The organism is Pseudoalteromonas sp. SG43-4 (assembly GCF_014164325.1).
GTDB classification, from domain to species: Bacteria; Pseudomonadota; Gammaproteobacteria; order Enterobacterales; family Alteromonadaceae; genus Pseudoalteromonas; species Pseudoalteromonas distincta.
In genome coordinates, this window is sequence record NZ_JACJFB010000029.1 from 1 (window position 1) to 18,031 (window position 18,031).

13 protein-coding genes and 7 tRNA genes are annotated in these 18,031 nt (G+C 38.6%); 2 read left to right on the forward strand and 18 right to left on the reverse strand.

Annotated elements, in window-relative coordinates; genetic code table 11:
- Nucleotides 1-614: 614 nt before the first annotated feature.
- From H5160_RS20670 to H5160_RS19050, 4 genes are all read right to left on the reverse strand, one after another.
- Nucleotides 615-1,586 carry an FKBP-type peptidyl-prolyl cis-trans isomerase gene (locus tag H5160_RS20670; RefSeq protein ID WP_259417315.1) on the reverse strand — a complete coding sequence of 324 codons (972 nt, stop codon included), beginning with the start codon at nt 1,584-1,586 and terminating at the stop codon, nt 615-617.
- A gap of 196 nt (nt 1,587-1,782) precedes the next feature.
- Entirely contained in the window at nt 1,783-2,586 is an 804-nt protein-coding gene (locus H5160_RS19040) for an HNH endonuclease signature motif containing protein (protein ID WP_182738374.1), read from the reverse strand.
- Nucleotides 2,587-2,734: 148 nt separating this feature from the next.
- Complete coding sequence (locus H5160_RS19045; protein ID WP_182738376.1) at nt 2,735-3,409, reverse strand: hypothetical protein; 675 nt, start codon at nt 3,407-3,409, stop codon at nt 2,735-2,737.
- Between the two features lie 202 nt (nt 3,410-3,611).
- Entirely contained in the window at nt 3,612-4,847 is a 1,236-nt protein-coding gene (locus H5160_RS19050) for a site-specific integrase (RefSeq protein ID WP_182738377.1), read from the reverse strand.
- Between the two features lie 511 nt (nt 4,848-5,358).
- Here H5160_RS19050 and fadE point away from each other — a divergent pair.
- Nucleotides 5,359-7,815: an acyl-CoA dehydrogenase FadE gene (fadE, locus tag H5160_RS19055; RefSeq protein ID WP_182738379.1), complete on the forward strand. Its 2,457-nt coding sequence runs from the start codon at nt 5,359-5,361 to the stop codon at nt 7,813-7,815.
- A gap of 121 nt (nt 7,816-7,936) precedes the next feature.
- Here fadE and H5160_RS19060 read toward each other — a convergent pair whose 3' ends face one another.
- From H5160_RS19060 to dnaQ, 13 genes are all read right to left on the reverse strand, one after another.
- Entirely contained in the window at nt 7,937-9,058 is a 1,122-nt protein-coding gene (locus tag H5160_RS19060) for a PepSY domain-containing protein (RefSeq protein WP_182738381.1), read from the reverse strand.
- 18 nt (nt 9,059-9,076) lie between these two features.
- Entirely contained in the window at nt 9,077-11,113 is a 2,037-nt protein-coding gene (locus H5160_RS19065) for a TonB-dependent receptor (RefSeq protein ID WP_182716731.1), read from the reverse strand.
- Nucleotides 11,114-11,322: 209 nt separating this feature from the next.
- Entirely contained in the window at nt 11,323-12,681 is a 1,359-nt protein-coding gene (locus tag H5160_RS19070) for a histidine kinase sensor domain-containing protein (protein ID WP_182738383.1), read from the reverse strand.
- Nucleotides 12,678-13,391, reverse strand: coding sequence for a response regulator transcription factor (locus tag H5160_RS19075; RefSeq protein WP_024599751.1), 714 nt, complete (start codon nt 13,389-13,391; stop codon nt 12,678-12,680). The genes H5160_RS19070 and H5160_RS19075 overlap by 4 nt, the downstream gene beginning before the upstream one ends.
- 157 nt (nt 13,392-13,548) lie before the next feature.
- A tRNA-Asp gene (locus H5160_RS19080) sits at nt 13,549-13,625 on the reverse strand.
- Nucleotides 13,626-13,679: 54 nt separating this feature from the next.
- Nucleotides 13,680-13,756, reverse strand: a tRNA-Asp gene (locus H5160_RS19085).
- 37 nt (nt 13,757-13,793) lie between these two features.
- Nucleotides 13,794-13,870 (reverse strand) — tRNA-Asp (locus tag H5160_RS19090).
- A 38-nt stretch (nt 13,871-13,908) separates the two neighbouring features.
- Nucleotides 13,909-13,985, reverse strand: a tRNA-Asp gene (locus H5160_RS19095).
- A gap of 31 nt (nt 13,986-14,016) precedes the next feature.
- Nucleotides 14,017-14,093: transfer RNA gene (locus H5160_RS19100), tRNA-Asp, on the reverse strand.
- A gap of 41 nt (nt 14,094-14,134) precedes the next feature.
- A tRNA-Asp gene (locus H5160_RS19105) sits at nt 14,135-14,211 on the reverse strand.
- Nucleotides 14,212-14,238: 27 nt separating this feature from the next.
- Nucleotides 14,239-14,315 (reverse strand) — tRNA-Asp (locus H5160_RS19110).
- A gap of 97 nt (nt 14,316-14,412) precedes the next feature.
- On the reverse strand, nt 14,413-15,783 hold the full coding sequence (locus tag H5160_RS19115) for a TIGR03503 family protein (RefSeq protein ID WP_182738385.1): 1,371 nt from the start codon (nt 15,781-15,783) through the stop codon (nt 14,413-14,415).
- 9 nt (nt 15,784-15,792) lie between these two features.
- Nucleotides 15,793-16,506 carry a DNA polymerase III subunit epsilon gene (dnaQ, locus tag H5160_RS19120; RefSeq protein ID WP_182694170.1) on the reverse strand — a complete coding sequence of 238 codons (714 nt, stop codon included), beginning with the start codon at nt 16,504-16,506 and terminating at the stop codon, nt 15,793-15,795.
- A 68-nt stretch (nt 16,507-16,574) separates the two neighbouring features.
- Here dnaQ and rnhA point away from each other — a divergent pair, with 68 nt between their 5' ends.
- Nucleotides 16,575-17,039, forward strand: coding sequence for a ribonuclease HI (gene rnhA, locus H5160_RS19125; RefSeq protein ID WP_002963021.1), 465 nt, complete (start codon nt 16,575-16,577; stop codon nt 17,037-17,039).
- A gap of 163 nt (nt 17,040-17,202) precedes the next feature.
- Here rnhA and H5160_RS19130 read toward each other — a convergent pair whose 3' ends face one another.
- Nucleotides 17,203-17,988 (reverse strand): class I SAM-dependent methyltransferase, encoded by a 786-nt coding sequence (locus tag H5160_RS19130; protein WP_002963022.1) that lies wholly within the window; start codon nt 17,986-17,988, stop codon nt 17,203-17,205.
- Between the last annotated feature and the right edge of the window lie 43 nt (nt 17,989-18,031).

Below are 18,031 nucleotides of genomic sequence, written 5' to 3' on the forward strand. Positions count from 1 at the left end.
TTATTTACAAAGGTCATACCGACAATAATGAAAAATAAAGCTCCGATTACGAAAAATAAAGCTCCTAAAATAATCCTATGAGTATTCATTCTCTTCCTAGAACATAACAATTTAATAGTGCGCTCGTCGCGCATATTTCTACCGACACCACGCTCATTTATCTACTTTATATAGTTTTAACAAATTACCTAAGGCATTACTATCACTAAGTTTTCTAAATTTTTTAGGTAAAGTTAAACGAATCAATATGCGCGCAGCGCTCATTTTCATGAATATATGCGCAAAAAGCAGTTTGACCAATCTATTAACGACGATATTTAGCCAACCTCAATGACCGCTTCTCGCTCTTTGCCGAAGTTCGGCTCAGTACCATGAGCGGACATTGGAAACGAGACTGTAGAATATCTCCAAAAGCCAAATTCAATTAAAAAACGAGTTCCTGGAATTAACTCTAAGCGCTTTTAAAGCATTAGGTAATGCATTTGGAACCCATAAAACAGGCTGTTTTTTTTAACGAGTAACTCTACAGCCTCAACACCTTGCTAAGCGGATAAAAATGGTTGGCTATAATCGCGAAGCGATGGCCAAGTATTTTATTCTGTTTAAGAAACTTATTAGCTTTTTTGTTCAGATATAGGAACCATTAATGACTCTACTTTGTGTATCGCTATATCAAATTGCGCGCTCTTCCCTTTAAGGTTTTCAGCATGATAATCATCAGGGAATTTAACCGGAATATTAAACTTATCTCCAGAACGGCGACCTAATAAACCATCCTCAAATCCTGGTATCATTCTACCGCTCCCAACTTCAATTGAGAATGATTCAGCTTTTCCACCTTCAAAAATTTCACCATTAATTGAACCTTCAAAATCTAGGGTGACACGGTCTCCGGTAGCAGTCTCTTTATCTAAAACCACCCATTGAGCTGAATGCCTCTGATAATCAAACTCATGTAATTTATCTTCAAAGAACTGCTGTCTTTTTCTTAAGTCATTTTCACGGTTATTAATTAATTTCTCGCGTTCCAATATATCTTCTAATTTGATAATCTTTTCTAAATTTTTCAATTTAATAGCTGTAAACTCTGCTTCTTTTTGCTCTGCTTCTTGTCTTTTTTTAGCAGCGTTTGCTTCTACTTCAACTGATAACGATTGCTGTTTTTGCCATTCCGATTTTTTTTGTTCAATATTTACCTCTCGCTCTTTTTCACGAAATGATAAATCTAGACGTTTATCTTCTATTTCCAACTTCGCATCTAATAATAACTCTTGTTCACCATTCTTATATTTAGACAATAATGGTTCAATAAATCTTAATTTCACACTCAATAGAGCCAGATTAATTAATGGTAATATGTACAAATACAAAATAACTAAAAGCAAAGGGTAAACTAAGTCAGTTAATATACTAAGTTCTAGTAAATCTAATTTATTTAGTTTTTTATTTGCATCATCCCCACTAAAAATAAAATATAAGATCAGTGCGTGATTTACCAAAACCCAAGAAATGATAAAATTGCCTAGAAAGGTATTCTTCATTCGTTCTTTTACAACATCGCTTACTACCGCTGAAATATTTTTCAAAACACCTCCAAAAAGCTAACGAGACTGTAGAATAACTCTAACAGCCAAATTCAATTAAAAAACGAGCTCCTGTAATTAACTCTAAGCGTTTTTAAAGCATTATGTAATGCATTTTGAACCCATAAAACAGGCTGTTTCTCTTAAAAATAAGTAATTCTACAGCCTCAACGCTTTGTTATAAGCCTTGAATATAGACTTAACTACCGCGAAAGAAACCAAATCCACCCTGTTTTTTAATGTCTGGGTATTTATTTGAATTTAAAATTCCCCAGCCACCAAACCCATTGTCTCGCGCTGAATTACCAATGCTAATACCACATGATTTACCTTGAAATAAAGTTTCTAGCATTCCATTCTGTACACGATAACCATCTAACCCAGAATCTAAAAAGCCTCCTTTCAATATTTCTACTTTTTGATCGGACACCTTTAAATCTAATAATACATCTCTTAATCCAGCTCTAATTTTAATGTTGTCACCTTCATACAAATAGTCCCACTGGGCTGTCGAAGAGTGAAGTTCACCTCTATTTATAACTAATAAAACTTTACCGTTAGAATCAGTTAAAACTAGCGAAATTGACAACCATTCATTTTCGGCATGAATAGTAAAAAAGCTTTTCCCATTAATCCATATAGCGTGATGTTCTCCGTATTCATTAGGAAACCATCCACTAACCTCATTGCTTCCTAATAGAATCTTTATTTCTTTAGATTTCTCGATTGTAAAAGGCGATGTAAAAGAGCGGTTAGCATTAAATGGGGCTCGCTTAGCCTCAATAATTCTTTCGGTTGAAAGTTTATTAGTTGTTTTTGCGGCATGATGATTGGGGCACAATAAAATTAAATTATTAGCTTCGTGTTTTTTGACTTCTGAATATTCCTCAATATGATCATATTGAAAGAATGGCATTCCACAAATCGCACAACCAAAAAAACATTGTTGTCTTACTTCCCTTTTTATAGGTTCCGGTATCGCAGGTCTATCTTTAGTTGTCATAGTAATATCCAATATAATTAGTAACGTATAACGATTAAAATACTCTGAAGGCTTATAACGCCCACTTAAGCGGACAAAAATAGTTGGTTAAAATGTGAAACGAAGCGAAACCTAACCAACTGTTTTTTTGTTCCGTTTAAAGTGCTAGTTAGGCTTTTATGTACTCGTAAAAATGCTTAGTGTTGACGTTAATTTTTAGAGGTTCATTGGGATCATTATTTAAATACCCTTGTGTAAAAATAGCGATTCTCCATTCGTCTTGCAATATAAATGGTTCAACTGGATCTTTACGTAAAACATCTGTATTTATCGATTTAACTGCTATCGATGGGCTACCATCAAGTTTAAGTGCTGCACTATTTAGATTATGAGACATAGAAAGCGCTGTACGTTGATAAGTTACTTGACCGAATCTATATGAGGTTACAGGTAATTGCTGTGAAACTTGAAAAAGTATCTCAGCACTTAGATCTGCGAGACACCTGACTCCCATAGTAAATCCACCAAATTCTTTCCTGACTTTATCTGCGATACTTGTTCCGTGCATTGAGATTATGTAATGAGGAATAATTTCAGTACCAATAGTTCCATTACCTTCTAATGATAAAGATTGAGCAGATAATGGTTTAAAATGTAGAGGGAAACTACATTGTGTCCCGTTAATACCTTCTGATTTATCAGCTCTTGTTTGATCCTCGATATTTCGATAATAATGACTTGAACGCAACCATAAAGAGCCACTTGTTAAAGTGGAATCGTAGACAGATTTATCTACTGTCCTAAAAATAATGGGGCGATCTAATATAGTCTGGATACTATTCATTAACTCTAACCTTTAGAAAAGCCTAACAGCTTATTGAACACCATTTTGGTGGTTTATAACACACCAAAATGGTGTATATTATATACCCTGATAATTTCACCAATAATTACCTTTGTAAACAAGTCATTAAAACAGCTAGTAATAAATTTAACTTTTTCAGTTTCCGGTTTTCGCTCTTTCCAGACCTTTAAAAATACTAAGCTTACTTTATGGCACAATAAATAAAGTTTTCCCACACCTCAATGCTTTGCATTTTCTCTTTCATATAGTCATACCTGTCATAATGCACGCTTGATACGTCAAACTTGTTGTGTTGTTGGAGTATGTCGCGGTTTATTTTATCAATACCCGCTTTGCCCATGAGTGTTTTACACGTGCGTCGCAGGTCGCGCGGATTAAAGTTTGGTACTTTGTTTTTTTCACACCAACGTATTATTGCCATGCGAAGTGTTGATACATGAGCGCTAGCTATTGGGTTATCACGATGCGGAAACATTTGTCCTGCTTTGCCTTGCTGCTGCGTTAGCTCTTGTATTATAGCTATTGCGGTATCGCATAATGGCACTATGTGATCGCCACGCTGTTGTACTTTTATTCTGCTAGCGGGAATGGTGAACGTTTTATTTTCTAGGTCAAAGTCACTTACATAAGAGCCGTAAACCTCGTTTACTCGTTGGCCACCAAGTAATAATGCCAGTTTTATGTATTGGTGGGTGTAATAAGGTAGGTCGTCGGCATTCCATACTTTTTTTAGTTCATCTTCGTTTAGCCAGCGCTCGCCTTTGTTTTTTGGCGTTTCAAAATTAATGTCTCTTATGAAGTTGATTTTAATATCATATAGGTTTGGCTTTTTGTATTGCTCTGGTGAGTTATCAAAATCTATGGCGAATTTTAGTATGCTCATTAATACGCTACGTACTAGACGGGCTTGTTCTTTAGCGCCACGATTATAGACACGGTAAATAATGTCGCGTGCCATATCGATTGTGAACTCTTCTGGCATTAAATCAGGCGCGATATATGGGGTGAGATTTCTTTTAATTAGCTTTTCAGTTCTGTCTATAGTTGACTCTGCCCAACGTGTACTTATATGAATATTAAAATCATCAAGCATTTGGTGTATTGTTCGTTTAGCTGCTGACTCAAATGCGATACTTGCTTGGGTTAATTTATTTTCTTGTGGGTCAATCTTTTTTCTGAGTAGTTCTGATATTTCAGCATGTTTACTACGCGCTGCTTTTAAATCAATTGCAGGATAAGTACCAATACCCATTACTTTACGTTTGGCATTAAAGTGATACTGTACTCTAAATGTTTTAGTTCCGGTTTCATTTACTCGTATTTGTAAACGCCCTTCGCCGTAGTTACCATTCTCAGTTAATACATACCGACTTTGCTTAGGCTTAAGTGCTTTTATAGACTTGTCTGTAAATTTCATATCTCATCCATTGAAACTGTGACCAACACACAGGTCACAGTTTTGGTCGCAGTTTTGACTGAGATAATACTAACTTAAAGAGACAAGAAGAACAGCTTTAAAATCTAAAGACTCAGTAATATATAGGATTGATACTAGTTGATACAAATGACATTGTTAAAAACTGACATGCCAAGTAATTCACACATTAATAAAATAACCCTTAAAAACCATACATTAAAATAAATAGCGAATATTTGTGTATTAAGCGTACACTAAATTGCAGCCCGCTATAACGGCTATACTTACTTAAAAAGTGTCATTTTGCTATTAGATTTATTTATTTTTACGTTAACACTACTTACGGCTAATGCTTTGACTATACGATAGTTATTGAGCGTTCCTCTGTCGGGTAATTAAATATCGTATTTAAGTTACTTTCTACTACAATTTAACATCGTTATGTACTTGAAAATTACTGTTACTAGCGCTACTCTAAGTGAGGTGGTCTGACCTCTATTAAGGAATAAAAATGACACTCATATTTACACTGGTTCTAATCGCGTTGCTTTGCACTGCGGTTTACCACAGAGCAAGTTGGAACACAGCACTTGGTGTTTCGGCTATAACTTTATTAATTGGTACCTTTGCGGGTGCTTTTGGTTTAATTAGCTGGTTGATCTTTTTGATCATCGCGGTTCCTCTTTCTGTTACTGGCCTTCGTCAGCAATATATCATCAAGCCTATTTTTGCTACGTTTAAAAAAGTAACGCCAAGCATGTCTGATACTGAAAAATCAGCTATTGATGCCGGTACGACGTGGTGGGAAGCTGACTTATTTTGCGGTAACCCAGATTGGAAAAAACTTCACCAATACCCAGTTCCTAAACTTACTATTGAAGAGCAAGCCTTTGTTGATGGCCCTGTTGAAGTAGTATGTAGCATGTTGGACGATTGGGAAGCAACGCACGAACTAACCGACCTTCCTCAAGATGTATGGCAATATCTAAAAGATAATAAATTCTTTGCCATGATTATCAAAAAAGAATACGGCGGTTTAGAGTTTTCTGCATTTGCACAGTCTTGTGTACTTCAAAAACTAACGAGTAAATCAACATTACTTTCGTCAATTGTTGGTGTACCAAACTCTTTAGGCCCAGGTGAATTATTACAACACTATGGTACAAAAGAGCAAAAAGATCATTACTTACCGCGCTTAGCGAGCGGTCAAGAAATTCCATGTTTTGCATTAACGTCGCCAGAAGCGGGTTCTGATGCAAGCTCAATTCCAGACTACGGTGTGGTATGTAAAGGGCAATGGAATGGTGAGGAAGTTGTGGGTGTTAGTTTAACGTGGAATAAGCGTTACATTACACTTGCCCCAGTGGCTACCGTACTTGGTCTTGCGTTTAAGTTACAAGATCCAGATGGGCTAATTGGCGACAATAAAGAGCCAGGCATTACCTGTGCACTTATTCCAACGGACACTCCTGGAGTTGAAATTGGTCGTCGACATTTCCCGCTTAACGTACCATTTCAAAATGGTCCTACTCGCGGTAAAGATATTTTCGTACCACTTGATTATATTATTGGTGGTCCAGATATGGCTGGTCAAGGCTGGCGCATGCTGGTTGAGTGTTTATCGGTTGGTCGTGCAATTACATTGCCGTCAAATTCTGCCGGTGGCATTAAAATGATTGCCGTTGCAACGGGTGCGTATAGCCGCATTCGTCGTCAGTTCCGTTTACCTATTGGTAAAATGGAAGGTGTTGAAGAGTCACTAGCAAAACTTGCTGGTTACGCTTACAGCTCTGATGCTGCGGTTAGTATGTCTACGGGTGCGGTTGATTTAGGCGAAAAGCCATCGGTAGTTTCTGCCATTATTAAATACCACCTGACAGAGCAAATGCGTGATGCAACTATTCATGCAATGGATGTACTTGGCGGTAAGGGCATCATGCTTGGGCCAAATAACTATTTAGGTCGTGGCTATCAAGGTGCACCTATTGCCATTACCGTTGAAGGTGCAAACATCTTGACCCGTAATATGATTATTTATGGTCAAGGTGCGATTCGCTGTCATCCATTTGTACTTACCGAGCTTGGTGCGTGCGAAATTGAAGACCGCGAAGAGGCGCTTAACGTATTTGATAAAGCGCTAATGGGTCACATTGGTTTTACTATGTCGAACCTTGTACGTACTAAGTGGCTTGCTCTTACCGGCGCTCGTTTTACAAGTGTGCCGTACAACGACGAAACCGCTGAATTTTACCGTATAGCGTCACGCTTTAGTGCATCACTTGCACTTATGTCTGACATTAGCATGGCAGTATTTGGTGGCTCACTAAAACGTAAAGAACGTATTTCAGCACGTTTAGGTGACTTACTTAGTTACCTATACTTAGTATCTGCAACGCTTAAGCGTTACAACGATGAAGGCCGTAAAAAAGAAGATTTTGCTCTAGTAAAATGGAGTTGCCAAGATCACCTTTACCATTGCCAACGTGCACTTGCTGATTTAATTAATAACATGCCTTCGGCTCCACTACGCGCCGTGTTAAAAGTATTGTTATTCCCGTTTGGTCGCCCTGTTCGTAAACCAACTGACCAACTTGAGCATAAACTAGCACAACTACTACAAGTACCTAGCGAAACGCGTAACCGTTTAGCAAGCTACGTATACCTAACAAATGAGCCGCTTAACCTTGTAGGTCGTCAAGAGCAAACGCTTAAAGACGTCCTTGATGTTGAGCCATTATTTGAAAGAGTATGTAAAGAAAAAGGCCTTAAACTGCCATTCTTTCAGCTTGATAAAGTAGCGCAAATGGGGCTTGAAGCAGGTATTTTAAGCCAAGCAGAGGCTGATAAACTAGCTGCTGTTGAGCAATCTCGTTTAGATGTTATTAACGTTGATGACTTTGACCCGGCTGATTTACTTGCAGGCAAAGCCGCGCGTAATAGCGTTAAAAAAGAAGCTAATGCCGCTTAATTAACTAAGTAAGCATTTGAATACTAAAAGCCAGCGCCTAATGCGCTGGCTTTTTTGTGTAAAATAAATTTTTATATATCAAATCGCACATATCAATCAAATACTCGACGATAAGTGTAAATTAGCGCTTAGTTATCAATCGCTTCCAAGCTAAAACTATGCCTGTATACACTAAAAAACATGCGAGCAATGATGCCAAACCAGCTAATGTTTGCCCTAAAAAACCAAAGTATTCACCGGTATGTAAAAATCGAGATGTTCCCCATGCTTGATCGCCTCGCGTCCAATCCGATTTTTTTAACGTTTTAATTGCATCACCAGTGCGAGTATCTAAAAATAATGAATACGCATATTCTTGGCGATTCCCGATACTGGTATCAATATAAAAACGTGCTTCGTGTTTTTTGTCACCTAATTCTAACCACATTGAATACCAATCAGCAGCACCATTATTAATTGCATGTACTTTAGCTTGTTGAAATAAAGTATCGTACAGTACTTCATCAGCCGATAAATCTAATACTGGTAGATGCTTTTCACGCTCCGGTACACTTTGTCCAAATGCGCCGTACAGTGCCTTATTTGCCCAATCAAAATGAAACAAAGTAGCCGTTAATGACAAAACGAGTAAAACCGGTAAACACCAAATTCCAAAAACTAAATGCCACTGCCTATTTCGATGATGTGATGATTTGTAACTCTTTGCTAGTAATAAATATCCTTTTAATGCAGAGCGGTTAAATCGCTTTGGTAACCACAGATAAGCACCCGATAGTAATAAAAAGATAAAAAATAGATTAGCGTAGCCATTTATATTTTTACCAATCACCTGCGAAGCGCCATGCAGTAATAAATAACGATGTATATCAGTTACAACGTGAAAAAAGTCAGCCGCTAACCCCTCTCCTTCACGAAGCACGTCTCCTGTATAAGGGTGTAATAAGTAGCTATGCTTTCCAGCCCAGGCAGGAATGGCAGCCCCTTCTCGATTAACCCAACGAATATAAATATGTGATTGACTCGGATGCGATTTTCGCAAAATATCCACAACATCATCAGTCGATAGTCGCTGTTGAACATAGGTGTTATTTACAGTAAATCGCATTTCATCTAGCTCAACAATCTGTCGTTCATAGGTTAATAGAAAACCCGTGAACGACATGCTAAAAATAAATAAACCGGCGATTAGACCTATAATTAAGTGGGCCCAAAAGACCCACTTTTTAAACAATTTTAAGAACATAAAATAAGTTACTTATTCTTAAAACTGATAAGAAATCGATAAGCGAATATCGCGCCCAGATTCGTATGGACCAACAACAGTGCCAAATACTTCACTGTAATCACCCACACTTGAATGATCGATATATAACTCATTAAATAAATTAGTAACAGCAACATTAAATAATAATGCATTCGTCACATTCCACTGCCCATATAAATCAACAGTGGTATAGCTTGGTTTATTTAGGGTATATAAAGAATCGGTCCAACCAAGGTCAACAGCTTGATGAAGAGTATTAATATCGAGTGAATCGACTTTAGTTACACTAAAACCAACCTTTGCATCAGTGTTAATGTCGTAATCAACGCCAGCAACCCATGTATTGCCTCTGCTATTCCCTAAACCGACAAACTCATAGCCATTAATATCAATTGCATCATAACTTACACTGTACAACCCATCACGTGGGTCAAGCTCTGTATCAGTAGCTGAAAATCCAATGAAGAAATCAAATGAATTTAAACGATATGCTAGGTCAAACTCAAATCCTTTAGTCTCTAACGTGCCTATATTGTTATAAACCGAGTTTCCTTCATACCCTTCAAATATCACATCATCTAAAGACGAATTATAAATACTTGCCTTAGCGGATAAATTTTCATTAGTGTACGTTATGGATGCTTCAATATTAGCTACGGTCTCAGGTACTAAACTTTCATCCGCTACTGGAATATCTGAACCGTCATATAAATATCCATCAATGGTAAAGCCATCACCTATTTGCTTACCACGCGCGGCTTCAGCATATCCAAGCCCTACTGTCCAAGCATCATTAATGTCGTATGCTAAACCGATATTAAAACTCAGTTCATTGTCATCTAAACTCGATGCGCTTTCTGTAATTGCAGTGCCGTAATATTCATCTAATAAGATGTCTTGTTTAAACTTATAACTATCAAAACGCACCCCATAACTCAGTAAAAGTTGTGGAGTAATATCACTATAACCTTGTGCATAAACACCCAGTACACTGCCTTGTTCTGAATTTTCTTTTGCACCTGCTGCAGACCCACTCGATACTTCATCATTTCTATAATCAACGCCATAAACAAATTTATGTTCATCAATAATACTTGTATTACGAATATCTAAGCCATATGTGTCAATGTCAGCAAGCCAAGCAAATCGGCCGCCATTAAAAGATGATTCGGTTTTGTATGCTGTCGCCTCTAAATACAATAAGTTATTGTGAGAAAATATATAATTAGCAACGTAAGTCTCTCGCTCTGCTTCACTTGGATACAAAGCATCACCTTCTTGTACCGCCCAGTTAGGGCGTGCTGAAAAATCCCCTTCTTCGTCGCGTTTTTCAATACTTATCGACAAATGATGATTATCTGCTAACTCACCACTGGCTTTAATAAACATCATATCTTGATCGGCGGCCGTACCATAAATAGTATCGCCATCACCATCTTCCATGTTCTCGCGATCCACAGTACTGAAATACCCTAGTACGCCCCATGTATCACTTAATTTACCGTATACACTGGTGCTTAAACGCGTACCGTCATTTGAAAAGTAACTTGCTTTAACACGTCCACCAAATTGTTCACCTTGATTAAGTAAGTCTTGCGCGTCTTTAGTTTTAAAGCGGATAGAGCCGCCAATCGCACCAGGACCACTTGTTGCTTCGCCGGCACCTGCTTGCACATCGATTTGTTGCAGTAGGTCTGGATCTATTGTTACACGACCAATATGATGAAATAACGTTGATGTTTGCTGTGCACCATCAACCGTTATATTTAATAAAGAATCTTCAACACCACGAATATAGATCTTTTGTGCAACGCCTACCGAGCCACCCACACTAACAGAAGGTGAATGTCGAAAAATGTCAGCCAGATCACTTGCTTGATATTGTTCTATTTCTTCAGCTGTAATACTCAAATTAGTTGCAGAACCAACTACAGATATTTTTTCAACAGACGCTGTATTTTTAGCAAGTTCTTGCGCGTATATAGGTGAACTAAATGATGCACAAATAGCACTCATTAGGGCTAATTTTTTCAAGGGGGACGCTCCTTCTCAATTACAAATAAGAAGAATTATCATTTTCTTTTAATGAAAAGTATAGCAACTTTACATTTGTTACATTTAGGATATATACAAAGACGTGTTAGGTGCAATCTATTTTAGTTGCCTAAAAACATGTAAGTAACGGCGTGAGCAGGACGAGAAAGCGTTGCTCAGTTTTACAAGCAAACAATATGAAATGTAATTTATACACCTTTAGGAACCGTTACAGTCATTACTAAACCACCTGCAGTATCATTTTTAGCAAATACTGTTGCAGCAATCGCATGTAATTGTCTTTGTGCTAAAGCAAGCCCTAAACCAAAGCTATCACTGTTGCATGAGCGAGCTGAATCAATCCGGAAAAAAGGTCTAAAAATAGTATTTAAATGCTCTTTAGGTACTCCTGGACCTTGATCTGCAATAATAATTTTATATTCATGTTTATAATCAATGAGGCTAATCCGTACTTTTTTATTAATGGGTGTGTAACGTAGTGCATTTCTAAGTATATTCTCCAGTGCTTGACCTAATGCTCTGTGATTACTGTTTTCAATATAGGCTTGATTAGGTAAGTCAGCAAAAATCAGTTTATCTGGATACTCAAAACGCCCATCTTCAATGAGGATTTCGAGTAAATCGACTAAATCCAAAGATTCAATGCGCAACTGAGGTGACTCGTTATCTAACCAAGATAAAGTAAGCGTGTCATCTACTAACTTACGGATGTGCTGTGACTCTTTGTGAATACGCTCTAATTTGATTTGCGTGTCTTCTACACCCTTTTCTCTGTGAGTGAGTAAATTGTCAGTTGCTATATCTAAGCGTGTTAAAGGTGTTCTCAACTCGTGAGACAGATCAGTTAGTAATACACGTTGATGCATAATCTGATCACTGATCCGCTCTGCCATTAAATCAAATGTTTCAGCTAACTGGGATAGTTCATCATTGCGTGAGCCCAGCTGCTCTCGAACTCTGACACTAAAGTCTCCTTTGCTAAATGCCCTACTTGCTAAGTCGAGTTCTTTAATAGGATGCATAATATGGCGATATAACACAATAGATAAACACACCAATATCAGCATTGGCAATAAAACTTGTAACGACAAACGTGTTAAATTCCAAAGTGATCCTGGGCGCATTCTTTGCGGCAACTGCACAACAAGGCTAGTTGCACCATCTTTAAAGGGTAATTGCATAACGGGGGCATGCTCAAAATACAGATGGATTTTCCAATCAATACTTCGCCCCAAGTTATACCCTGTATACTCATGACGATGAGAGCGATTACCTGCTAACTCAACCACATTGGCTTTAGCAATTACAGCCCAAATATTTTCTTGTTGTTGTAAATCATCAACCCAACGCTCAAGTTCGCTCATATCACCTTGATCAAATACAACCTCAGCCTTTTTTTGCCAATTAATTAACTCTTCTCGGCTTGAGTCACTTAGCATGCTCATATCATTTTCAAAATGATTAACCGCGACATTAATTAAATAAAACATCGCAACAACACCAGTACCAATAATTAAGCAAAGCTTCCAAAATAAACGTCGTGTCATTTAATACAGTACCCTTGCCCATGCACAGTGTGTAAACGGCTGCCATCCCAGCCGGCGTTATTTAATTTTTTTCGTATACGACTCATATGCATATCTAAACTACGATCGTACTGACTGAAACGCTTGTTAAGCGCCGCTTGATATAAAAAAGGTTTTAACAGTATTTGTTCTTGGTTTTTCATTAAAATTTGCAGCAAGGCAAACTCAATAGGCGTAAAAGCTAATAGCTCACAATGCAGAAAAACCTGCTGGCGTAGGCTATCTATTTCAAGTCCATCAATATTAGCAATGTAAGGGGTATTTGTGTCTTGTTTAAAAACGCGCCTTAGTACTGAATCTACGCGTAGTAATAATTCTTGGCCATTAAACGGTTTTGCTAAATAATCATCTGCACCGGCTGATAAACCTAAAATACGCTCTTCTTCAGCATGTTTTGCCGATACAATTATTACAGGGGTGTTATTACAACTACGTAAAATATTAAGTACTGCTAAACCGTCTTTTCCCGGCAACATAACATCTAATAAAATAAGACTAAAACGTTGAGCAACCGCTAAATCAAGCGCTTGATCACCATCAAAACACTGTGTAACAGAGTACCCTTGGTTAGCTAGTAATTCAGTAATTTGATCATTAAGTAATGTATCGTCTTCAACAACTAAAATATCAAAATCAAATTTGTTGCGTTGATAGCCCTGTGGTGCAGACATAGAAAGCCATAATTTTTATAGTATTAAAACAAATTAAAGCAAATGATAATACAAATCAATATCAAAAACGGTGCGCAGGAAAAAAGTTAACTATTTGAGTGTTTTGAGTGTTTTGAGTGTTTTTCAAGTATAAACTTGTTATTGAGGAAATAACAAGTGGCGGAGTGGACGGGACTCGAACCCGCGACCCCCGGCGTGACAGGCCGGTATTCTAACCAACTGAACTACCACTCCGCAGTGGTATGTGCATGGGGTAATGCACTTACTAATTTTAATCATGATATCAAATGGCGGAGTGGACGGGACTCGAACCCGCGACCCCCGGCGTGACAGGCCGGTATTCTAACCAACTGAACTACCACTCCGCAGAGATATCATTATACTTGTTATTACTTAATTTGTTGGCGGAGTGGACGGGACTCGAACCCGCGACCCCCGGCGTGACAGGCCGGTATTCTAACCAACTGAACTACCACTCCAGCATACAAATTTTGTAATATAACATTGTTTAAATAGTTGGCGGAGTGGACGGGACTCGAACCCGCGACCCCCGGCGTGACAGGCCGGTATTCTAACCAACTGAACTACCACTCCAGCGCATATTTAAACTGTTATTTTTTCTTATTGGCGGAGTGGACGGGACTCGAACCCGCGACCCCCGGCGTGACAGGCCGGTATTCTAACCAACTGAACTACCACTCCATAATAAGAATATGTTTTACAACCATACGTTGTGTAAGTGTTGGCGGAGTGGACGGGACTCGAACCCGCGACCCCCGGCGTGACAGGCCGGTATTCTAACCAACTGAACTACCACTCCAGCTTTTACTTACAAGTTTTACGAAAATGGCGGAGTGGACGGGACTCGAACCCGCGACCCCCGGCGTGACAGGCCGGTATTCTAACCAACTGAACTACCACTCCATATTTTCGTTGCTGTTTAGGTCTCCCTGACAGCGGCGTGAATAATACGAACCAACCCCTATTTCGTCAAGGGCTTTTTTGTTTTTTTATAGGTTTTTTAGTCATCTGTCATCGAAAGGTTTAAAATTTCACCTGATCTGTCATTTTTTGAGCCATTTTTACCGACTTGATTTTTTTCTGTGTCGGCAACACCAGCTTCACTTGTTTTCTTTTTCTTTAAAAAAGGCAGCTTCACTTTAAATTTAATCGGTTTTTTCTGAACAAATATACGAATTAACAACCAACCGAGTAATAAAATGAGCGTATTGCAGCCTACAATTAAACTAATAATTGCCGATGTGGCCATTTTTTCTTCAACAGGCTCACTCTCAATCATTTTATCTGGCGTAATAATTGTTGCCGAATCAATTTCGGGTACCGCTTCTATAGGTCGTTCTATCTCAAATTTATACGTTGGTAGCGTTGCCATAAATTCACGGCCATTAATATTAGTGCCAAAAACAGACAGTTCAACACTATATCTACCCCAATCATAATTTTTAACACTAAGCTGACGTGAGTCTTTAGCTGCAGCATCTATGGTAAACATTTGCTCTTCGTTATTGGGATAGTAGATTTTTCCCTGGATGATGACTGTCTCTGGCTTAACAATACTTGGGTCTATATTTATAGTTAACAGATGCTCGTCTGTGTCTTGTTCTGCTAACGCGACTTCGGTTATAAAAGGTGGCTCGTGCACTTCTATTGTATTTTGCACAATGCGGCGCTGCAGCAGAGGTGTTGCCACGTAAAGCTCTGGTGTCCATTCACCCGCAGGAAAATCTAAAGTAAACTCGCCGGTAAACACACCATCTTTAGGACGCTCATCAAATCCACGTCCATCGTCTTTAAATTCCGCTACTTCTTGAATGCCTGCGCCAAAGTTAGCAAAGTTTTCATTGTTGGTACTTACAAAGTCAACATTAAGGCTCACAACATCCCTAAATAGGTTTGTGTTAATTGGCTCACCGTCGTTTAGTATTTTCCCGGTGATTTTTATTGTCTCCCCCCTAAACAACATTGAAGGAAGAGGCTCTGCCTCAAGAGATATTTCGCCTAATACAACTATTCTGCTGTCGGGTAAAATACTGCCTATTACTTGCCAAGGACCCGCCATAGGTTTTTTTATGGTAACTAAATCGTAGCTGAGTTCGTCAAACCAATCTAAGTTAGGGTTTTTAACTGAGTCAGTAGCAAAGTACTTACTGCCATCGGGCCGCACTAAAATAACAGCAGGTGCACCTGATTTTCTAAAAAACAGCAGTGTTATTTCATCTATTTTGCTATCTATGCGAAAACGATTATCAAGTAAAGGGATCTCATTTTGATGCCCATCGCGCTTGAGCACTTCTACTTGTTTTACGCCATATGCATTGCCAGTAAATAAACTAGCGGCACATAACGCTGTTACAAAATACATCGTTTTCATTAAATCGCCTTATTCTGCGCGCCATATACATTGGCCGCCTTCTTTGTTTACAAGATCTAATCGTGCTTCGTGTGCGCTTTGCTCAGCGTCGCTTGCTCGCAATACAACTAATGGGGCTCTATCGCTATTTAAACGCTTTATACCGCCTTTCTGTTGCTCGCTGCCGTCATCTTTGTTTTGATTCAAATTCAGCTTTGTTTGACCACCCGTCATGGCAAGGTAAACATCGGCTAAAATTTCAGAATCCAGTAGCGCGCCGTGAAGTGTTCGCTTTGCGTTATCTACATCGTAACGACGACATAATGCATCAAGATTGTTCTTTTGACCTGGATGCAAGTCACGCGCCATTTTAAGCGTGTCGAGAACTTGACAAAAAGTCTCTGTTTTAGGATAGCCCTGATTAAGTAGTGCAAATTCATTATCCATATGGCCAATATCGAACGGCGCGTTATGAATAACTAACTCTGCCCCTTCAATATAGTCGAAAAACTCTTGGGCAATTTGATGAAATAACGGTTTATCACGTAAAAATTCGTTAGTGATACCGTGAACGTCGATTGCTTCTTCTTCGCTTGGGCGTTGTGGGTTTATATAAACGTGAAAGTTATTGCCTGTTAAACGGCGATTTACTAACTCCACACAACCAATTTCTATAATACGGTGCCCTTGTTTAGGGTCGATGCCGGTGGTTTCTGTATCTAAAACTATTTGTCTACGTGCCATATCGAATTTAGCCTGATTCTGGTATCTTTCTATAATCACTTTATTGTACATAAGATCAAGGTAAAACAGTGCAAAAAACCGTAGAGATTTACACCGACGGCTCATGTTTAGGTAATCCAGGCCCCGGCGGTTATGGTATTTTTATGATTTATAACGGCCACGAAAAAGAAATGAGCCAAGGTTATAAACTCACAACAAATAACCGAATGGAAATGCTCGCGGCTATTGTTGCCCTAGAATCACTCACTCGAGAATGCGATGTAAACCTAACAACCGATAGCCAATATGTTAAGCAAGGCATTGAATCGTGGATCACTAACTGGAAAAAACGTGGCTGGTTAACATCAGCTAAAAAGCCGGTTAAAAACGTCGATTTATGGAAACGCTTAGATAAAGCCTGTAGCGAGCACAATGTAACTTGGAAGTGGGTTAAAGGGCATAGCGGCAATAAATACAACGAAATAGTTGACGATTTAGCGCGCGATGCCGCTGGCAGTAAAGATTTACTAGAAGATGTAGGCTACCAGCCTTAAATTTATTCTAAGCTAGTTGTTATACCAATTTTATTAAAAACATGTTCATTCTATCGCATTAAATAACTCACTAACTGCGTTAAAAATTATTCATATAGAACAACTATATGTCACAATTTTCGCCTTGTTAATGTGCTATTTTCTTAGCGCTATGATAGATCACTTATTTAATGCAATTGGTATTATTTTTTTGCTCGCACGATTTAAAGTGTTGCTTTGACGTTTGTCTAAGCCCTGCCCCTTTTACTGGTGCAAACTGCGGCCTAGCATGCCACTTAGGTTTTATCGGCGTAAGTGGCGCAACTCTCTTTCGTGCCACCAGCATATAAACACTGCCCATTGGTTTTAAATACTGTTTTGCAAAAGTCCGCCAAAACTCAAATCTTGATAACCTGTTACCTCTTGCCAGTGATGAATAAATAAAACGTTCGTCACTTACAATTTCAAAACCCAATAAATTTAGCCAATCTTTAACCCTCGCAGGGGTAAAAAAGCGCCCCGTCCATGGTAACTTCTGACCACTAAAAGGCAGCATTTGTGCAAGCCCACACAAACTAAACGGATTAAAACCAGTCACTAGTATATAACCGCCCGGAATAAGCGTGCGATGTGCTTCTCGTAAAATGTGATGTGGGTCTGAATGATACTCTAAGCAGTGGCTTAGTATACAAGCATCAATACTGTGCTCGTAAAATGGCAATTCATCTATGTCAGCAACTACCCCAGTGTAAGGCCCAGGCTCTGCAACACACACTTGGTGTTTAATCGTACTTATACTTGTGTTTAATTCGCCACTTAAATTACCCAACTTAAGCATATGATAGCCAAACATACGCGGAAGCCATTGCTCCATTTTACGTTCAATATCTGTGCGTAAATAATCCCCATGAGGAAACTGCTGCCACGACAGTGGTTTGGGTCCTTCTTGAAAACTAAGGGCTGGTTTCATTTTTTGAGCTCGTTATACTATGCGATAAGTGTCACTTTATAGA